The sequence below is a fragment of the Chitinophaga sp. 01L420 genome, assembly GCF_056399985.1.
This window is the reverse complement of the sequence record NZ_JBFTSK010000046.1, coordinates 27,811-46,653: the sequence shown is the minus strand read 5'-3', so window position 1 is coordinate 46,653 and position 18,843 is coordinate 27,811. Positions and strand designations below refer to the sequence as shown.

The 18,843-nt window shown below is 45.2% G+C and carries 20 protein-coding genes; 14 read left to right on the top strand and 6 right to left on the bottom strand.

Features of this window, described 5'->3' with window-relative positions; all coding sequences use genetic code 11:
* Window position 1: 1 nt before the first annotated feature.
* The gene (locus AC1DP6_RS29930) at window positions 2-832 is read right to left on the bottom strand and encodes an ion transporter (RefSeq protein WP_477058176.1); all 831 of its coding nucleotides are present in this window, start codon (window positions 830-832) and stop codon (window positions 2-4) included.
* Between the two features lie 136 nt (window positions 833-968).
* Here AC1DP6_RS29930 and AC1DP6_RS29925 point away from each other — a divergent pair, with 136 nt between their 5' ends.
* The 3 genes from AC1DP6_RS29925 to AC1DP6_RS29915 are packed head-to-tail and all read left to right on the top strand — an operon-like array spanning window position 969 to window position 2,548.
* Window positions 969-1,421: a MarR family winged helix-turn-helix transcriptional regulator gene (locus AC1DP6_RS29925; protein WP_477058175.1), complete on the top strand. Its 453-nt coding sequence runs from the start codon at window positions 969-971 to the stop codon at window positions 1,419-1,421.
* A gap of 28 nt (window positions 1,422-1,449) precedes the next feature.
* Window positions 1,450-1,893 (top strand): DinB family protein, encoded by a 444-nt coding sequence (locus tag AC1DP6_RS29920; RefSeq protein WP_477058174.1) that lies wholly within the window; start codon window positions 1,450-1,452, stop codon window positions 1,891-1,893.
* A gap of 7 nt (window positions 1,894-1,900) precedes the next feature.
* Window positions 1,901-2,548, top strand: a complete 648-nt coding sequence (locus AC1DP6_RS29915) for a phosphatase PAP2 family protein (RefSeq protein ID WP_477058205.1) — start codon at window positions 1,901-1,903, stop codon at window positions 2,546-2,548.
* Here the strand turns inward: AC1DP6_RS29915 and AC1DP6_RS29910 are convergent.
* The 3 genes from AC1DP6_RS29910 to AC1DP6_RS29900 all read right to left on the bottom strand — a co-directional run bounded on the left by AC1DP6_RS29910 (window position 2,537) and on the right by AC1DP6_RS29900 (window position 5,225).
* A complete protein-coding gene (locus tag AC1DP6_RS29910) occupies window positions 2,537-3,025 on the bottom strand; it encodes a hypothetical protein (protein WP_441575063.1) in 489 nt (162 codons plus the stop codon). The two genes, AC1DP6_RS29915 and AC1DP6_RS29910, sit on opposite strands and share 12 nt — an antisense overlap.
* A gap of 794 nt (window positions 3,026-3,819) precedes the next feature.
* Window positions 3,820-4,653 (bottom strand): phosphatase PAP2 family protein, encoded by an 834-nt coding sequence (locus AC1DP6_RS29905; RefSeq protein WP_477058173.1) that lies wholly within the window; start codon window positions 4,651-4,653, stop codon window positions 3,820-3,822.
* A 56-nt stretch (window positions 4,654-4,709) separates the two neighbouring features.
* Window positions 4,710-5,225 carry an FUSC family protein gene (locus tag AC1DP6_RS29900; protein ID WP_477058172.1) on the bottom strand — a complete coding sequence of 172 codons (516 nt, stop codon included), beginning with the start codon at window positions 5,223-5,225 and terminating at the stop codon, window positions 4,710-4,712.
* A gap of 97 nt (window positions 5,226-5,322) precedes the next feature.
* Here AC1DP6_RS29900 and AC1DP6_RS29895 point away from each other — a divergent pair, with 97 nt between their 5' ends.
* The 3 genes from AC1DP6_RS29895 to AC1DP6_RS29885 all read left to right on the top strand — a co-directional run bounded on the left by AC1DP6_RS29895 (window position 5,323) and on the right by AC1DP6_RS29885 (window position 8,347).
* On the top strand, window positions 5,323-6,399 hold the full coding sequence (locus tag AC1DP6_RS29895) for a PCMD domain-containing protein (protein WP_477058171.1): 1,077 nt from the start codon (window positions 5,323-5,325) through the stop codon (window positions 6,397-6,399).
* Window positions 6,400-6,479: 80 nt separating this feature from the next.
* The gene (locus AC1DP6_RS29890) at window positions 6,480-7,559 is read left to right on the top strand and encodes a PCMD domain-containing protein (RefSeq protein ID WP_477058170.1); all 1,080 of its coding nucleotides are present in this window, start codon (window positions 6,480-6,482) and stop codon (window positions 7,557-7,559) included.
* A gap of 17 nt (window positions 7,560-7,576) precedes the next feature.
* Entirely contained in the window at window positions 7,577-8,347 is a 771-nt protein-coding gene (locus AC1DP6_RS29885) for a porin family protein (protein WP_477058169.1), read from the top strand.
* 98 nt (window positions 8,348-8,445) lie between these two features.
* On the opposite strand, the gene AC1DP6_RS29880 is transcribed toward AC1DP6_RS29885, so the two are convergent.
* Both AC1DP6_RS29880 and AC1DP6_RS29875 read right to left on the bottom strand, forming a co-directional pair.
* Complete coding sequence (locus AC1DP6_RS29880) at window positions 8,446-9,969, bottom strand: S10 family peptidase (RefSeq protein WP_477058168.1); 1,524 nt, start codon at window positions 9,967-9,969, stop codon at window positions 8,446-8,448.
* Between the two features lie 72 nt (window positions 9,970-10,041).
* Window positions 10,042-10,860 carry a helix-turn-helix transcriptional regulator gene (locus tag AC1DP6_RS29875; protein ID WP_477058167.1) on the bottom strand — a complete coding sequence of 273 codons (819 nt, stop codon included), beginning with the start codon at window positions 10,858-10,860 and terminating at the stop codon, window positions 10,042-10,044.
* A gap of 86 nt (window positions 10,861-10,946) precedes the next feature.
* Between AC1DP6_RS29875 and AC1DP6_RS29870 the strand changes: the two genes are divergently transcribed.
* The 8 genes from AC1DP6_RS29870 (at window position 10,947) to AC1DP6_RS29835 (ending at window position 18,807) form a co-directional block, all read left to right on the top strand.
* Complete coding sequence (locus tag AC1DP6_RS29870) at window positions 10,947-12,281, top strand: TolC family protein (RefSeq protein WP_477058166.1); 1,335 nt, start codon at window positions 10,947-10,949, stop codon at window positions 12,279-12,281.
* A gap of 3 nt (window positions 12,282-12,284) precedes the next feature.
* A complete protein-coding gene (locus tag AC1DP6_RS29865) occupies window positions 12,285-13,355 on the top strand; it encodes an HlyD family secretion protein (RefSeq protein ID WP_477058165.1) in 1,071 nt (356 codons plus the stop codon).
* Between the two features lie 2 nt (window positions 13,356-13,357).
* Window positions 13,358-14,956: an MFS transporter gene (locus AC1DP6_RS29860; RefSeq protein WP_477058164.1), complete on the top strand. Its 1,599-nt coding sequence runs from the start codon at window positions 13,358-13,360 to the stop codon at window positions 14,954-14,956.
* Window positions 14,957-15,282: 326 nt separating this feature from the next.
* Window positions 15,283-15,807 (top strand): hypothetical protein, encoded by a 525-nt coding sequence (locus tag AC1DP6_RS29855; protein WP_477058163.1) that lies wholly within the window; start codon window positions 15,283-15,285, stop codon window positions 15,805-15,807.
* 296 nt (window positions 15,808-16,103) lie between these two features.
* Window positions 16,104-16,709 (top strand): hypothetical protein, encoded by a 606-nt coding sequence (locus AC1DP6_RS29850; protein ID WP_477058162.1) that lies wholly within the window; start codon window positions 16,104-16,106, stop codon window positions 16,707-16,709.
* Between the two features lie 18 nt (window positions 16,710-16,727).
* The gene (locus AC1DP6_RS29845) at window positions 16,728-17,378 is read left to right on the top strand and encodes a hypothetical protein (RefSeq protein ID WP_477058161.1); all 651 of its coding nucleotides are present in this window, start codon (window positions 16,728-16,730) and stop codon (window positions 17,376-17,378) included.
* On the top strand, window positions 17,354-18,154 hold the full coding sequence (locus tag AC1DP6_RS29840) for a sensor histidine kinase (protein ID WP_477058160.1): 801 nt from the start codon (window positions 17,354-17,356) through the stop codon (window positions 18,152-18,154). Before AC1DP6_RS29845 ends, AC1DP6_RS29840 begins: the two co-directional genes overlap by 25 nt.
* Window positions 18,151-18,807 (top strand): response regulator, encoded by a 657-nt coding sequence (locus AC1DP6_RS29835; protein ID WP_441575045.1) that lies wholly within the window; start codon window positions 18,151-18,153, stop codon window positions 18,805-18,807. The genes AC1DP6_RS29840 and AC1DP6_RS29835 overlap by 4 nt, the downstream gene beginning before the upstream one ends.
* The last annotated feature ends 36 nt before the right edge of the window (window positions 18,808-18,843 follow it).

Here is an 18,843-nt window from a genome sequence, read left to right as displayed (position 1 = left end):
CTTAGAGTTTAGTACCGCAATATTTACAATAGTCCGCATTGGTGTCGTGTCCTTCACGCATACAATGCGGACAAATTCTGTGATCTACCTCTTCTTTGTTACGTATTCTGCTCATTTCCACCGTGACTATTCCGGTAGGTACTGCAATAATAGCATATCCCATAATCATAATGATGGCTGAAAATGTTTGCCCCAGCGGGGTGATGGGGGCTATATCTCCATAACCAACGGTGGTAAGGGTTACCACTGCCCAGTATACACTTACAGGGATGCTGGTAAAGCCGGAATTATGTTCGGATTCTATAACATACATGATAGCACCCAGAACAACGGTTAGCAATCCAATAAAGAACAGGAACACAAATATTTTTCTTTTACTTTTTTCCAGTGCCAGCGATAATTGTTTGCTTTCATTGAGAAAGGGTACCAGTTTAAAGACCCTGAAAATACGCATCAGGCGCAGGATACGGATGGTGAGCAGAAAATGGGCGCCACCATAAAAAGCTTCCACATAAGTTGGCAGGATACAAAGTAAATCCACTATGCCGTAAAAACTGCTCATATAGGCGCTGGGCCTATAACTACACCATACCCTGAACAGATATTCAATGGTGAAGATGATGGTAAATACCCATTCCAGTAAATGAAAAAGATCGCCGTATCGCGCCTGCAACGGCACCACACTTTCCATCATTACCACTGCTACGCTGATAAGTATGGCGATGAGCAGTATGATGTCAAATACTCTTCCGGCAGTAGTGTCAGCCTCAAAGATGATGCTGTGCCACTTCTCCTGAAAGGGACTTAGTTGCCGTTTAGAATCGTTAGTCATCCTGCTGAGTTATGATGTTTAAACAAAAACTTGTTTATTTATGTTTAGTGAAAAATTATTAATTAGTTGAGGTGCAACCGTTTTTAAACTTTGTATACTCCATGCATGATGAATTGTTTAATCCTTTAACCATATTATGGCGAAACCAGATATTAGTGCGAAACTGCGCATGAACATTGCGAGCGCGGTTATTAGAACACATACTGCCTACCGGCTGAGATTACTGAATGTTTTTATGCAGGCCGGACTGGACATTACGCCCGACATGTACTTTATTTTGCGTTATCTGTGGGGTGAGCAGGACGGCAGCCGTCAACAGGAACTGGCTGATAAAACAGGCAAAGATAAAGCCAGTCTTACCAAGTTATTGGACAACCTTGAAAAGCGGAACCTGGTGAAGCGTACCGCAGACGAAACAGATCGGCGGAGTAAACGGATTTGGTTAACTGCGGCAGGTAAGAAATTAAAGGAAAAAGTATACCCGTTGGCGTTATCTGTTGTAGAGATGGCGGAGAGGGGGATTTCCAGGAATGAACTGCAGCAGGCGCAGGGAGTATTGGAATGTATTTATAATAATATTAAAAGATGATCATCGAAGCTTTTCCTATCTTTAGATTATGCTTACCGGTATATTAATTAATTTATTTGAGCGGGATCTCAGTAAACTGGAACAGGAGATCGCCGCGTACGAAACCTCAGCAGCTATATGGCGGGTTCCCCCCGGCATCACCAATGCTGCAGGCAATCTGTGTTTACACTTGTGTGGTAATCTGCAACATTTTGTGGGTGCCGTACTGGGAAAAACGGGGTATGTACGTAACAGGGAGCTGGAATTCAGCGACCGGAATGTGCCAACAGAAGACTTGCTGGTATTGATCAGCAGTACACGGCGTATAATCCTCACCGTTATTGCCGGTTTAACAGAGGAAGACCTGGAAAAAATCTACCCTGAAAAGGTATTTTTTGATTCTATGAGTACCGGGCATTTCCTGGTGCATCTGAGTACACATCTTAGTTATCATCTCGGGCAGATTAATTATCATCGCCGTTTAACCCAGTAGTTATTTGATGAATGCTTTTCTGCAGAAATTTATCAAAGTATATCAGCAGCTGAAATACTTTATATGGCCATATGCAACCGTTGTATTTGTAGTGCTCTTTATCCGTTTGTTACTCACCAACCGGGTAGACGCCTACTTTTTTATTAATGGGTTGCATACGCCGGCAGGAGATTTCCTGTTTCCCTATATTACTGAACTGGGAAGTACATCCGCCGCCGTATTGATTTCCCTGCTATTGTTACTGATCCGGAAACGTATGGGCGCTGTCATCGCTACAGCCTACCTGTTTACCGCCACAATTAGTTTCACGATCAAAGCGCTGGTAGGCTTTCCCCGCCCGCACCGCTATTTTACGGGCCGGTTACATGACATCTATTTTGTACCCGGTGTTGTTGTACTTGATAATTTCAGAAGTTTCCCTTCCGGACACAGTGTATGTGCATTCACCGCAGCAACGGTGCTGGCCTACTATGCCAAAAATAGGTACCTGGGGCTGCTTTATCTCGTATTGGCGATGCTGGTGGCTTACTCCCGCATGTATATGAGTCAGCATTTCCTGGAAGATGTGACTGCCGGATCTCTGGTAGGCGTATTTTTTACGATGGTATGGCTTAGTTTCTTCGGCCGTAAAGAAGCGCAACTATCAGGAGAGTAAATCTCTCTTCTGTTCAATCTCCTGTATAAGGGAATCCTGGTGTTGTTTCAGCATGTCGTTGTATAGCCTGGCCGGGTTTGTTGGTTCGGGTACTCTTTCCTTATACCATACAGGTGTAGGTGTATATCTTGCCCATAATATTTCATAGCCAATATAGATCTGGTATTTGCCTTCCCTTACATTATCCGTGTGGCCAAGGCGTCTTTCCTCCCCGGGAGCCAGGTTTTCAATCAGGCGTGCCTGATGGGTGGTGCCCATCGTAGTAGTGATGACCTGGTCAATGGCTACGGTCATAAATCTTTTGTCTGACAGGTTTTTAACACTCCGCAAATATTTGGAGACACTGAAAACGCTGTTGGAAACACCTACTATCCTGGCCGCCTGCATGGCATCTTCCCCTGCAACAGGCTTTAATTTCTTTTCCTTAAAATTAGCGCTGCGGAAACTTTGGGTTCTGAAATGGATATACCACATCATGAAAAAAAAGAAAATAATTACCGGAACATACATAATTAATAGCTTTTGAGGACGGGATTTGTTAAATTATAACTAGGCTACAGCAGGTCAACGGGATTTTAATTATCATTTTGATAGTGCTAAAATAACGGGAATCATTCATGGAATTGTAAATCCGATGTTAAATAAAGTAAGATTATATTACCTCTTCACGGTAGCTTTTCGTAAAAATGGGTATTTTTTTTTGACGTTAACAATTAAATCACAAAATTTCTCGACAGAATCCCGCAACTTTGCCCCATTGCCAAAAACAGGTGTTTATAACCAGGTCAGCTTTAGGGGTTAACCCCCAACTATTCTTCGCTTAATATTCCCCAATTTTTTTTAATATACGCTAGCAGCGACATTTGCATGTCAATGAGCCCATCCCGTTGTCGGTATGAGATATTTTTATCATGATTGGGAGATGATGAATCAAGTTGGAATAAACCCTTGATACCTGCTTCCTTTCAATAGTATATCTCTTTCCGAAGCTACAGCCCGGTAAGGAAGAAGTCCTGCTATGGCCATTTCTGACCTCTATCCATCTTTTGCTTCAATTTTATCGGGGTTATACATCCGGATCTTATCTCCGCATCAAGTCCACGTCATCCCCGCATCAAGTCCACCTCAAGTCCACCTCATCTCCGCATCAAGTCCACCTCTGCTGCTATGCTACTATAGGTCCTTAGCCAGTCCCAGGCATGGGATCGGCTGAGCCAACATAATGAAAAGGTAATGCTGACTATAATGATGGGGGGCAACTTGATCCGGGATTACCGTGGGAAGAAGATAAAACTAAGTCCGGCGCTGTGAAACTGGGGGTTATAGAACGGCATGATCACCTTGTCGGCCTTCCGGGAGTCGTCTTTAAACAGTGTCCGCTGTATCCAGGGATACATCCAGTAAGCCGCTTTGGTGCTTAACATGCCCACACCGGCACCAGCCACTACATCGCTCAGCCAGTGTTTATTATTGTACATTCTCAGGGCTCCTGTGGTAGTAGCAGCCAGATAGCCGGCTACCCCATACCAGGGCGACACGTCCTTATATTCCTGCCGGAGGAATTCCGCTGCGGCAAAGGCGGTGGCGGTATGGCCGGAAGGGAAGGAGAGGAAATCGGATCCATCGGGGCGTTCCTCATGTGTCCAGTGTTTCACACCTTCTACGGTACCAGCGGTCAGAATGGCTGAAATGCCAAGGATAATGGTCCGGTCGCGCAAATTGTGCTTACCGTGTACACCGGCAGCATTCAGTATATATACTGCGGCTACGGGCGCATATTGGAGGTAGTTGTCGATATGTGTCCGGAATGTGGGATGATCCTCTTTCAGTTCTGCCTTGGTGGTGGCATTGAGATCCCGGAGGGTTGGATTGTTCAGGGCAATTAAGCCATAGCCTATCATCGCTGCGGGAACGGCAATTTCAGCTACCGTTACGTGAAATCCGGAGGTCCGGGTTTGGGTAAGCGGGTATGTAGGGATTGCCGTTACCATACGAATGGAATCTTTTCCGGAAGGCAGGGAATCGGTATCCTGGGCTACTGCTACGTTACTGGAGCAGGTAAAGGCGCTCAATGCCAATCCTGCTGAGAATATCATTTTCTTCATGCATCACTCCTTAATCAGCCAAATGTATAGGCTAATTCTGGAGGAATTCTGAATCCCTATTCACCACCCCGGTCCACTTTAGGCAGGATCATTTCCGCTGTTTGCTTCGTATACTTGTTATGGAAGATAAATGTAATGAGTAATCCAAGGAGGCAACCGGCCAGTACAGACAGCACTCTTTCTACTGCGGTATCCCATACGTGCGCACCGGCTTCATGTGTCATCACAATTATGGTAGCTGCGAGGGCAGTGCGGGTCGCCGCTTCAAGGTGGAGCAGGTTACAGATGATCACCGTAATGAAAACAGCCGTGCACATCATCAGGATCATATTGGGATGCAATAGAATTAAAAGGAAGCCGGAAATGCCACCTACTACATTCGCTTTAATCCGTGTAACCGCTAACGTTACTGCATCAGATCCATCGGGAGACAACACCAGCATCACAGAAATTAATACCCATATGATGTCTTTATAATCAAATGCCCATGACAGGCCAAGCACTACCAGTACACCTGTTACGCATTTCGCCGCATAAATTAATAGCCGCTTTATTCGCTGTTGATCAACCATGTTGCAATGATAATAATTTATGGAAATATGCAGTGCAGGAAATAAAAATGAACTTTTGACGGTTAGGGGTTGTTGTAATTATTCAACCAATAAGCGCATGAATATAAGGAAACTATGCTACCTGGCCACACTGATGTTATTGTTTCACGCCTGTATAAAAGACGCACCCATCAACCCGGAAGCAGATATTGAAACCTTTAAGATAGACCGCCAATATTTAACCGGAGACGTTTTCATAGATCAGGCAAATGCCAGAATTGTTTTGTCGCTCACACCGGAAGCTTTTGATAGTGGCGTAGCTCCAAAGATTACTGTTTCTTCAGGAGCATCTGTGGTGCCTGCATCAGGTGACTCACTGAAATTTAATGGAACAGGTACGAGGCAATATGTAGTTACTTCTGCGAATGGTGCGAATAAGAAAACATATACAATTGTAGTGGCCAACTTAGGCGTATTTGCATGGGATTTTGAGCACTGGCTGGTGAATGATAAAGATAAGTATCAGTATGTGATAGAAATAGATAGTAGTATAGCGGACACCAACATGTTATGGTCATCCGGTAATCCCGGGGTGGCCTTATCCGGTGTAAAGAAAGATCCGCTGGAATATCCGTTGAGGGCTACCACAGATGCTTATCACGGAAAATATGCTGCGGAATTAGTAACACGCGGCGGTACAGCATTATCAAATCTGGTGGGCATTAAATTATTTGCGGGTTCTCTTTTTCTCGGTGTATTTGATCCCACAAATGCGTTTGTGGCGCCGTTGAAAGCTACGCAATTCGGACAGCCCTACCTGGGTAAGCCTTCCCGTTTTACAGGTTATTATAAATATCAGCCGGGAGATAAATACCAGGATAAAGCCGGGAATATTATTGCGGGCATGAAAGACAGTTGTTCGATCTACGCGGTACTGTACAGAGGAACGGTTCGTCTTGATGCCACTAACATTAATACGTCAGACAGGATACTTGCCCGTGCCACGATACCTGATGGTGGCCCCAGGGGAGCCTGGACAAAATTTGATGTACCGTTTGTAGAATTACAATCATATACAGGCAATGATAAAATGATGATGGCGATTGTAGCTTCTTCGAGTAAAGATGGGGATACTTATAAAGGCGCTATAGGCAGTCGTTTGGTGCTGGATAGCGTGCAGATTGTTCCGCAATAAATCTTTCATGCACAGCTATTGATGTGGTGCCTCCATTCATCTTTCGTACCTTTGCGAAGTTTTAACAAATCGAACGGAAAATGAATGTACGGAAACTATGTTGTATAGCGGCCTCGGTGGGCCTGCTACAGTCGTGTATTAAGGATGCGCCTCTCAACCCTGAAGCAGACATCGAAACTTTCACGGTAGCACAGCATCAATTGACAGGAGATGTTTTTATTGATCAGACAAAATCTCAAATCCGCTTGTATCTGACAGAGGAAGCTTTTGAAAAAGGAATTGCGCCCGTGATCAAGGTGAGTGCCGGTGGCCATGTGTCACCTGCATCCGGCGATACACTGCGGTTTGACAATACCGGGATTAAAAAGTATGTGGTTACTTCTGCAACAGGAACGGAAAGAGCATATACGGTAGAAGTAGTGCAGACAGGTGTCTGGAAATTTGGTTTTGAAAGATGGGATACGTTGGTGGCTCCATCCGGCGGCTCCTGGAAATATGTAAACCCATTGGCCGAAGATGGCCGTAATATCTGGGCTTCCGGTAATATTGGGATCGCCATCACTGGCGTAACAGAAATCAATGATTTCCCTTTGCATGTCAGCACCAATGCTTTTGAAGGTAAGTATGCAGCTGAAATGGAAACCATGCCAGGTAATGCACTGTCCGGATGGATGGGTATTCACCTGTTTGCCGGATCTATGTTCCTCGGCAATTTCGTAACCGACTACCTGATGGAAAATCCGCTGAAGTGTACCCAATTCGGACAACCTTACAGGGGCATCATGCCTAAAAGTTTTACCGGGAATTATAAGTACCAGCCAGGTGCTCAGTTCATAGACAAAGAGGCGAATCCTGTGCAGGGACAAATCGATAAATGCTCCATCTACGCGGTATTATACAGTGGTACTACCAGGCTGGACGCGACCAATATCCTTACTTCCGACAGGGTAATCGCTACCGCTATATTAGGAGATGGAACTGCAAAGAGCAGTTGGACACATTTCGATATCCCGTTCACACCTGTTGCCGGTAAATCGGTCATTCCGGGCGAGCCGTTGATGTTGGCGATCATCGCCTCTTCCAGTGCGGAAGGAGACCATTACAGAGGAGCGGTGGGCAGCAAACTGGTATTGGATAATTTGGAAATTGTACACGAGTAAAGATTATATCTGAGCATATGAATATAAAAATATCAGGACTGATGCTGGGTATGCTGATGGCAGCTACTACCTTATTTGCACAGGATAACGGAAACGAACAAACGAAGAATAATGGATTTAAACCGGTGCTGGAGCATCGTATCCTGGCAGGATTTAATTTCGGAGGAACTGCGCCGGTTGGCTTTCCCAACACCATCCGCAAAATAGAAGGCTTCTGGCCGGAATTCAGCCCTTCATTGGGTTATGAATTATCTTACCGCGCTACCAGTAAATGGGGCGCTGCAGTAGCCGTTAAACTCGATTACAAAGGAATGGGTACGAAAGATGTAGTACAGTATTTTCCTACTATCATTACCACCAGCGATGGAGGTCGTTTCGAAGGTGATTTCAGTGGTAAAAACAAAACCATTGTACGTAATGCATATGTATCTTTTCCGATAAGTGCTGTCTTTACACCAAACGACAAATGGCGCTTTAACCTGGGTGGTTACGTCGCCTGGTTATTCAGTTCTAATTTCCATGGAACTGTTTCTGATGGCTATATCCGCAATGGAGGCCCCACAGGTGAAAAGGTGATCATCTCGGAAGCTACCTTTGATTTTGGTACAGAAGTGCGGTCTTTCGATGCTGGTTTACAGGGAGGTGCGTCTTATCGGGTTGGTAAAAAACTCAGTATCAATGGTAACCTGGACTGGGGCCTGCGTCCTATCTTCCCAAGTGATTTCAAGGGCATGTCTTTCCCTTTATATAATATCTACTTCACACTGGGAGTGGCGTATAAAATATAAGGACTTACTGTTAAAGTATTGTGACTGATCCCATTTATCGTTTAGGCATTAGCGTTTGATCAACGCTAATGCCTAAACGATAAATGCTAAAAGCTGGTTCAGTACTTCGCCGCCTGTCCTGTTTTAGGCAGAGAGGCATTTATAAATGTCCGGATATCATCATTACCTGTTGTCAGATCATCTTTGCGCAGGTACATCATATGACCACTGCGGTAGCCACGCCAGGAAAGACGGTCTTTCAAACGCCCACCCGGATCCATTTGCCACATACTGTATTTGGCATTGAAGTAATCACAGGCGCCATCATAATAGCCGGATTGGATCATTACATGCAGATAAGGATTAGCCGCCATCGCATCGCGCAGATTTTCACCGGTATTGTCACCGTTGTTATCCCATGGATGCACCGGGCCAAACATCATGTACTTCAAATCAGTATGGAATTTCAATTCTTCTCTGAGGTAAATATTAATAGCAGGCGTAAACGCGTGTAACCAGGAGGTCAGCTCTGCATTATAGTCAGGACCGTTCCCCGCATCTTCCCGATCGATACCCCTGTAGCGGGAATCCAATCTACCTACCGTATATCCTTTATCTCTCAGTAATTCTTTCCAGAAAAAGCTGGGAGGTACATTCAGGTTATGCTGCAGGATTACTTTCTCCGATAAGCCGGAGTAGCGGGCCATTTTAGCGGCTATATTTTTACGCTGCTGTTCTTCCAGAAATCCACCCTGACTGATAGCAGGAATCAGTTCATGAATGGTAAATGCTTCTACCTCTGGTAAAACAGCGGTCAGGTCTTTCTGTTGCAGATCGGCTGGTAAGGCTTTATGATACCAGGCGGTAGCAGCAAAATAGGGGAGCCGCAAAGCAGCGTCCACAGGCCCGTTGCGCTGAATTCCGAGTTCAGTGGGGGAGACCAGGATAACGCCGTTCAGATACATCCATTGCGCATTCTGTAATTCCAGTGCCAGTCCGGATACACGAGTGGTACCATAGCTTTCGCCTATCAGGTATTTGGGAGATGCCCATCTGTTCTGCCGGGACACGAAAGTATTGATCCATTCAGCGAGATACCGGATGTCTGCATTAACACCAAAGAACTTTTCCCTGGGCACGTCCTTTCCAAGTAACCTGGAGAAACCAGTGTTGGCGGGATCTATGTAAATGATATCTGCAATATCAAGAATGGACTCAGGATTTTCGTGTATGCCATAAGGTTGTACAGGATACCCTTCCTCATCAATGTTCAGCAACCGGGGGCCGGTATAGGCGATTTGCATCCATACGGAGGGCGTACCTGGTCCGCCATTGAAAGAGATGACCAGCGGTCTTGTATTGCGGTCTTTCACATCGGTTCTTTCATAGTAGGTGTAGAAGAGCCCTGCTAATACTTTGCCGTCCTGATCCCAAACGGGTTGAGTGCCGGCAATTGCTTTATACGGAATCTTCTTGCCTTTCACTGTTACATCGTGATAAGTAGTAACCGTGGTATCCGGATTAAGCGTCACCGACCAATGTGATGGCAGATCTTCTTTTAAGGAAGGAGCCGGCAGACTCTTTTTTTGTTGGGCCTGTACAGTTGTCAGGCTCACCATGCCCGCCATTAGCAAGGGTAGCATGATTGGCTTTTTCATTAAGTTCATGAAGCAGATCTTGATTGACTTTAAAGATTGTGTAAAAGCCCGATAAATTCAAACACTTTGGGATGGACGGTTTCCCTTTGGTTGAAAGTCACTGGGTCTTTTTCCCACCAGTTTATAGAAGGTATTGCTGAAGGCGGAAACGCTGTTATACCCGGTATCCCAGGCGATTTCGTTGATGGTTTTCTCCGTTTCCAGGAGGTAGCCCATGGCTTTAATCATCCTGGCCAGTTTCAGGTATTGAAAGAAGGAAATATCCATGGTGGAGCGGAATAACCGTGTCAGCGTACGTTCACTGTAGCTGAATTCGTGTCCCACGCTTTCCAGCGATAATGGCTCCCCGAGGTTTTCCTGTATGTATTTTAAAACAGGCTTCAGCCGTGGATTGTCAGTGGTCGGCAATGTAATGGGCAATGGCACGGAGCTGATTTCAGGCAGCATGTTCTTCATGGCTTTAATGAATATAAAGCGCTTGTCGTTGGGTAGCACATCACCATCCCAGGAGGCAGTATGAAGAATCATTTCCAGCAAAAGATTGCTGACCGGATAAATGCCTGTTTTCGTATAGAAAGGATCGTCCTGATCTCCGGGTTCACTGAAAAAGTAAACTGTGCGTACATAATTGGCCGGATACCGGTGCTGGAAGTAATGTTCCACACCTGCAGGCACCCACATATAATGGCGGGCAGGAAGGAAGTAGGTTTTATCTTTTGTGTATAAAAAAGCCACACCACCCTCAACATACGTCAGCTGTCCTTTGTTATGCTTATGGTAGGAAAAATGATGCTCCGTTTTCCAGTGCCATACATATGCGGATTCCGGGATGGCATCAACATCTTCCAGTACGAGTTGTGGATTAATATCTTTCATTTGGCCGGATCTAACAATTTTATGGCAATTTATAGAAAATAAATTAACTAATAGGGTGGGAACTTTGCATCTTCATCATAATAGATATGTCTACAATTACTAATAAGTGGCTGGCCGGAGCGGTGTTTATCACACTATTCAGCACCCAAACAGCCTTTAGTCAGGACCCTGAGAAGAATACCCTAACGTTAACGGATGTATGGAAAAAAGCAGATGTCTACAACCGCCAGTTGCAAATGCAGTACCTCCGTGTACAAAGCATGGACGAACGCACCAAGGCAGCCAAAGATGAACGCTTACCGGAAGTAAAAGCAAATGGCGTGTATGCCCGTGTTTCCAATCTGGCCATCTACGAAGACGGCCTGCTTAACGCGCCCACACAGTATCCTGTTGTACACGGCTATTACCAGTTTGGCGCAGATGCTTATCTCAATGTATACAACGGTGGCAAAACCACCCGGGAAATCAAAGTCAGACAAACAGAAGCCGAGCTGGCGAAAGAGCAGCAAAACCTTTCTACCACCGAAATACGCTATAAAGCAGCCACTCTTTACCTGGACATCTACCGGGGACGGATGTATGAAAAAGTAATGTTACAGGATATCAATGAAAGAGAGAAAGAACTGGAAGAGATCAGGCAGCTCCTTAAGAATGGCGTAGTCCTTAAAAGTGACCTGCTCCGCGCAGAACTGAAACTGTCCAAACAAAAGATGACACTGCTGGAAATAAGGAATGGCATCGCCATCGCCAACCAGCGGCTGAATATTATGATAGGTCAGGCCGACAGTATAGAGAACCAGCTCTCAATAGACACCCTGATAGCCCCCGAAACACCTGCACGCACCTACGAAGATTATGTGGCAGATGCCTACGAACATTCCTTTGCATTTAAGATTTCTGAAAAGGAAACGGCGCTGAGTGAATTGAAACTGAAGGATGTGAAAAGTAACATCCTTCCTAAAGTAGGGCTGTATGCCGAATACGCCTATACGTACCCGCAGATCCTCTTTTACCCTTATTCCATCGCCCTGTACGGACTGGGGCAGGTAGGCGTTAAAGCAGGAGTTCCCATCTCTGCATTTTATCAGAACAAGCATAAGAAACAGGAAGCAAAGATAAACCTGGAGCGACAGGAAATTGAACACGCGGATACGAAGGACCAGGTAAGGCAGGAAGTGAAAGCTGCGTACCTGCGTTACACCGAAGCGCTTACCCGCATAGGCGTTGCTAATGATAATATCACACAGGCAAAAGAGAATTTCCGGATTGTCAATAATACCTATTTCAATCAGTTGTCTTTATTGACCGACCTGCTGGATGCAGAAACGCAATTGCTGCAATCCCGCTTTGATCTTACCACGGCGCAAGTCACAGCACAATTGCAATACTATCAACTACTGAAAGCAACAGGCAACCTTTAATATATGAAGACGAACACCAACACGAAAACCAATAGAACTGACAGACTCATTTCACGTATCACTACGATCATCGCATCTATTGTAGTGGTATGCCTGGCTATCTGGGGAATAAGAACCTTACTCCATCAAATGAAATTTGAAGAAACCAATGACGCCCAGGTGGATGAATACATTAACCCGGTAGTAGCAAAGGTGACGGGTTATATAGAAGAGATACGGTATGAAGAAAATCAGGAAGTAAAAAAAGGGGACACGCTGATTATCATTGATAACAGCGAGTATGCTGCACAACAACAGGAAGCAGAAGCCTCCCTGCTAAATGCAAAAGCACAGGTGGGTATACTGGAAAGTAATGTCAGCACCACCGCTCAATCATCGAAAGTATATCAATCACAAATTGCCGCCGCCAAAGCAAAATTGACACACCAGGAACAGGAATATGATCGGTATAAAAAGTTATTTGATGTAGAATCTGCCACCAAACAACAACTGGAAAGGGTAGAGGCAGCATTGGCGGTAGCCCGCTCAGATTACAACACTGCGATAGATGCCTATCAGGCTTCCCTGGCAAAGATCAACGATGCGAAAGTGCAGCAGAGCGCCCTGGAAGCAGAAATCAAGCGGCGAATGGCCGTAGTGACAAAGAATGACCTCAACGTTTCTTATACCATTATCACCGCCCCTTACAATGGTAAAATGGGCCGCCGCACGATTCAGCCTAAGCAACTTGTGCAGGCAGGACAGGTACTGGCATATATCGTAGACTGGGAAGCCGGTAAATGGGTGGTAGCCAACTTTAAAGAAACGCAGATCCGTCACATGGCGGTGGGTGAAACTGCACAAATAGCCGTGGATGCTTTTCCCGGGAAGAAACTGACCGGCAAAATTGAATCGTTGTCAGGAGCCACTGGCAGCCGTTTTTCGTTGTTGCCGCCAGATAATGCTACTGGTAACTTCGTAAAAATTGCACAACGTATTCCGGTGCGTATCCGACTGGATGGTACAGCTGAGGAATTGAAATTGTTATCTGCCGGTATGAATGTGAATGTATCTATTGCAAAAGAACGTAAATAATCATGGGGCAAGGTAAACAGATATTTCGCTCATGGGTGCCCGAATGGCTGATCAGACTGACTATCTTCCTGGTATTGTTTCCCACGGTGATGTTGTTCGCATTGTCTACGGCTAACGTGAACGCAGCTACGGGATTTTATGGAGCGGAACCGCAGGATATACAATTCTCCATGCTGGTGTATTACGCGTCCTTAGTGGCTTTTACGCCATTGGAGAAACGTTTTTTCAGCCGCATCGCTACAAAAGAATATTTTTTGATCTGCCTGGTACTACAGGTCATGGTGACTTACTGGTGCTATCATACCCGGGAGATTCCCGTTCTTTTCATCTGCCGTTTTCTGCAGGGAATACTGAACTGTGGTGTAACCAGTATTTGTCTAACCCTGCTGTTCAGCAGGCTGCAGTCAGAACACGCAAGGGAAGTAGGATACGCCATCTTTTATGGAATGATCCTCTGTTCAGGCTCATTGACCTCATTGGTGACCGCACCGCTGGTAGATGATTATGAATATAATGTGCTGTATAAAATGATCATTTATGCATTTGTTCCGGGGGCGGTATTACTACTCCTGTTGATGAACAAAGTGCACCTGGTACGCCGCATGCCGCTATACCAGCTCGATTGGACCAGTTTCTTTCTATATGCGCCCATGTTGATTATGCTGGGATATATTCTGATTTACGGGCAACAATATTACTGGCTGCAGGATGCCAGGATAGTTGGATGCTTGATCGGTGTAGTATTCCTGGCCGCCACTTTTGTGGTAAGGCAGTTACATCGTAAGCGGCCTTTTATTAATATGGATGTATTTAAATCGAGAGCATTTCTATTTGGTATTCTCTTATTGGGCGCACTTTACCTGATCCGGGGATCGTTTAATGTAACGACCAGCTTTTTCTCTACGGTTTTGGGAATGGATCCGCTACACACCTACGAGTTATTGTCGTACAACCTGGTGGGGATTGTGATTGGCGCCGTTATCTCAGCACGGCTGGTGATCAGGAAAAGACCGCTACAATTCATCTGGCTGGTGGGCTTTTTCGGGTTGCTGGTGTTTCATTGTTCTATGTACTTCCTGTTTGCCTCTGAGGCCGACCAGTCTACTTTTATATTACCACTGATCATCCAGGGCTGGGGGGCAGGCATGTTGCTAACGCCTATCGTACTGTTTATCATCTCTTCCGTACCGGAGAGTATCAGTGTATCAGCTTCCACTGCCGGGGTATTTATACGGTTTACTTTTTTCGCCATGAGTACCGCGTTGATTAATTATTTCTCCCTGTACTTCACCAAAACGCATGCGATGCGGTTGAGCGATGGTATATCAGGAGTGGATAACGGATTGGCGGAGCGGCTGCATACTTACCAGTCGGCCTTACAGGCACGGGGCCTGATGGCAGATCAGGCGGCGAAACTGGCGCCGGGACTATTGGACAAAGCTATTCAGAAGCAGGCATTTTTAAAATATGCGATGGACTACTACGAGTTGGTGGCCATCCTGATATTGGTATTGATGTTACTGATTGTGATGACACCGTATATTATAAATCGTACGGTCATTAACGTGAAAGCCAAACAGCCGGCAGCAGCTACAGTATAAGGAAGGGGCCCAGGAGAATTTTATTTTATCCCAGAGCTTATTCTTTACTACCTGCTCAATCCGCACAGAATCCAGTGCAGCGGGTGTTATAAAACTTACTTATACCAAATCATTTGGATCGGGGGCAAAGGGACCGGGAAAACGGGATACAGGGTCTAAAGCAGAAGGGGAGCGGATCAGGAAGGATTAGCCACAAGTCGTAGCTATATGCTTGGGGATTTTTTCGGATGTCATTGAACCCTTTATGTCCCGGGTGTGTTAATCAATCGTCCCTTCGCATAAACTTCCTGGCAGCATCTTTCATTCAACCCTATAATTATTAATGTATGAAGAAGATCCTGGTTATTAGCGTCCTGATCGGCGCATCTTTTACGATGTTTGCACAAAATGTGGCCAATTTGAATCTACGGAGAGTAGATAAAAAAGTAGTCCCGGTAGAAGTGACCGGGGCGGCAGAAAGAGAGTTTCGGGATGGGAGTATAACGACTTATTTCGCCGTACCTGCTCAGTATACAAAGGAGGATTGGCTGGTGACATCCAATGGGGCAAAGCCGGGGAGCAATCCGGACTATTATTCTGTGAGTGTAGAGAAGAATGGTGATACTTACTATGCGTTGTATGATAAAAGTGGTGTAAAGCTCGCTTCGCAGGTAAAAGTGAAGGATGTGCCACTGCCTGATAACATTATAGCGACCATTAAAAAAACATATCCAGGCTACACCATCGAGTCGGATAAGTACACACGGCTGGTAAGTGAAACAACAAAGAAATCTTATTTCAGGGTAACCGTAAAGAAAGGAAATACAGTGAAGAAGTTGTTCTATAATACAGATGGTTCGCCTGTAAAATAGTTTTGTTGGTTATTTTAATGATGCCAGCGGGAGCTTTTTCCGCTGGTTTTTTATGTAGGGAGATGAATACCGCCGCGTTGGTAGCGGATACCCCGATGTTTGTCAGTATATGTACCCTAAAAAGAGGCTGCTACGAAGTTGTTTTCCACCTTTTCTGGTAACGCGGGATCAATGATCTTTGAGTCACAGGATATTTAAAATTTCCAGGTTTTGCCTTACATTGAGTAAGATGTGCTGACCTGAAACATCCTGAATACCTGATCCATAAAATATTTATTCCCTGCTAATTTGTTTTTATGACTCCCTTGAAAATCTATGTTGTTGCAGCCATCGCGCTTATTGTTGGTATAGCATCCGGATGGATGGCTTCCCGTAAATGGCCGGCACCTGTTCAGTCTTTCTGTAATAATGCTGCCGTTCCGAAACATGCATTGTTGAGTTTTGAACAGGCCCGTCGCTACGTCGAAAATTATGGAAAGCAGGTGGATACGATACTAATGCAAGGCCCCAGCGGTTCTAATGTGGTTGATCTTGTATCGAACACCCGTTGTATTTGGTTTGATAAATCGCGGATAAGAGATTTGATTTGTCAGTTGGACCAGGATGGAGGAGATGGCATGCGGTTCTATTTCGCTACCTATGACAGTACCTATTCCCCCGGCAATTTGAAGTCAGACGGCGTGTTAGCGGAGCCTGCACCCGCGCCTGATTATTGGGGACGCAATACGCTGGTCATCGTTTCTACAAGAGATAAAGTTGATTATTTTGGGGATTCTACTCTGCCTGCAGGTACGCAGCAACGCAAAGGCTTTCTGTTAACGATAGAAGATAATGCGGAGAACCACGGTGAATTATGTCCACCTCCGGCCAGGTGCTATGGCGCCAGGTTGTTAAAAAATTAATGAGAAAACTGAGCCATCATGCGATACTTCACTGTTAACACCATGGCGGAATGGATCTGCTTTTTCATCGGTCTTGTTTGTCTTACGGCGGACAAAGACCTTTTGTGGCGGCGCTTTCCAGCTTACCTTCTCATTGTATGCCTGGTGGAAACCGGGGGAATTTATTTTCGGGAAACGCTGCATCTCCCCAACACACCTTTGTACAATGGATTAGTGCCACTGGAGTGTATTGCTGTCAGCAGTATGTTTTACTATTTGTTGAAACCCTACGGCCTGAAGCAAAGGATATTGACTGCCTGGTTAATATTGGTGGGCAGCAGTTTCCTGGTAGAAACGTTGCCCGGCCGGTTTTCCCGATATGCACATCATACCATCGTCCTGATGGCAGTGGTGTTCATTGTGGCGTCACTCTATTATTTTTACCTGGTGCTGAAAGATGATCATTACGTGAACCTTTTCACTTATGCGCCTTTCTGGTGGGTGAGTGGTACACTCATATTTTATTTCGGAGGAACGGCTACGAATACATTCTTTGAATACCTGGTGAACGATCACGTAGCGGATAGCATTCAATATTCACTGCGGTATCATATTTTTAAAGTACTAAACGTGTTATTGTATGGTTGCTGGTCATACGCTTTTATATGCAGGTATCGTCAAATGAAATAATGACCCTGATCGGTTGGATCAGTTTAATTTTCCTGATAGCGCCGGGATTCCTCATCGCGTACATTAGCGTGTATAACCGCCGGAAGAAGAAACACCGTGAGGAGACCCTGCAACTAAAACAAACCTTCCAACACGAATTACTGAAATTGCAGATAGAGGTGCAGGAGCAAACATTGAAAACAATCGCCACGGATTTACATGATAACATTAACCAGATCCTTGGCCTGGCCGTACTTACACTGAGTGCAGTAGACCTGCAGGATACGAAGCAGGCTTCTCAAAAAATACTGGCAACGGAAAATCTTACCCGTCGTGCTATCCGGGAGATTCGGGCCTTGTCTGGATTACTTCATGGAGAAGAACTGATCGGCAAAGGGCTAGTCCACGCGATCGGATTTGAACTGGAATGGCTTGAAAAATCGGACCGTTTCCAAATCATTCGCAAAGGAGAAATGCAACAACTGCCATCGCAACCAGATAAAGAATTAATTATTTTTCGCATCTTCCAGGAGTCGTTACACAACATTATCCGGCATTCCCAGGCTTCCGTTATTGTGGTGGAGCTGGCACTGACGAATGATCTGCTGACGCTTCGGCTGGAAGACAATGGCATTGGATTTAATGCTGAAGCGGTCATGATGCAGCGTAGCGGCATGGGATTGCAGAATATCCTTAAGCGGGCGGCCATGATAGGAGGGGCTGCCAGTATTGTTTCCACACCAGGAAAGGGCACTAATGTTACTATTTCCATACCATATTCAATCAAAAGTGAATGACAAACAAGACCAGTATAACCATCGCCATTGTAGATGATCATACATTATTTCGGCAGGGACTCACCAGTCTGTTGTCAGAATACAGCGAAATAAATATTGTATTTGAGGCTGCGAATGGAGCAGAAATGAAGGAGAAAATTGTGCTGCATCCCATCCCGGAGGTAGTACTAATGGACATCAATATGCCGGTAATAGATGGTTATCAGGCCACGCAATGGTTGAAGCAACATTATCCCGGTGTAAAAATTCTGGCGTTGAGTACTTTTGAAGACGATAAGCCTATCATCAATATGCTGAAAAACGGTGCAGGGGGCTATCTGCTAAAGGAATCAAGGATTGCGGAGGTAGTGAAAGCTATAACGGTTATCCATGAACAGGGTTATTTTCTCAATGAATTGATCTCTGCTAAAATGTTACGTAATATCCAGGACGACGGAACCTTTCGTGATTCCTCTATGCAATTAAGTAAGAATGAAATTACTTTTCTCCGGCTATGTTGTTCCGAATTGACGTATAAGGAAATAGCCAACGAAATGAAGTTAAGTCCGCATACGATTGATAATTACAGGCAGGAGCTTTTTGAGAAACTGGAGATTAAGTCAAGGACGGGATTAGTATTGTATGCGATTAAGAATGAGATTTTTACTCCTTGAAAATCATTGTTCGTCAGGAAGGGGGTACAGTTTAAT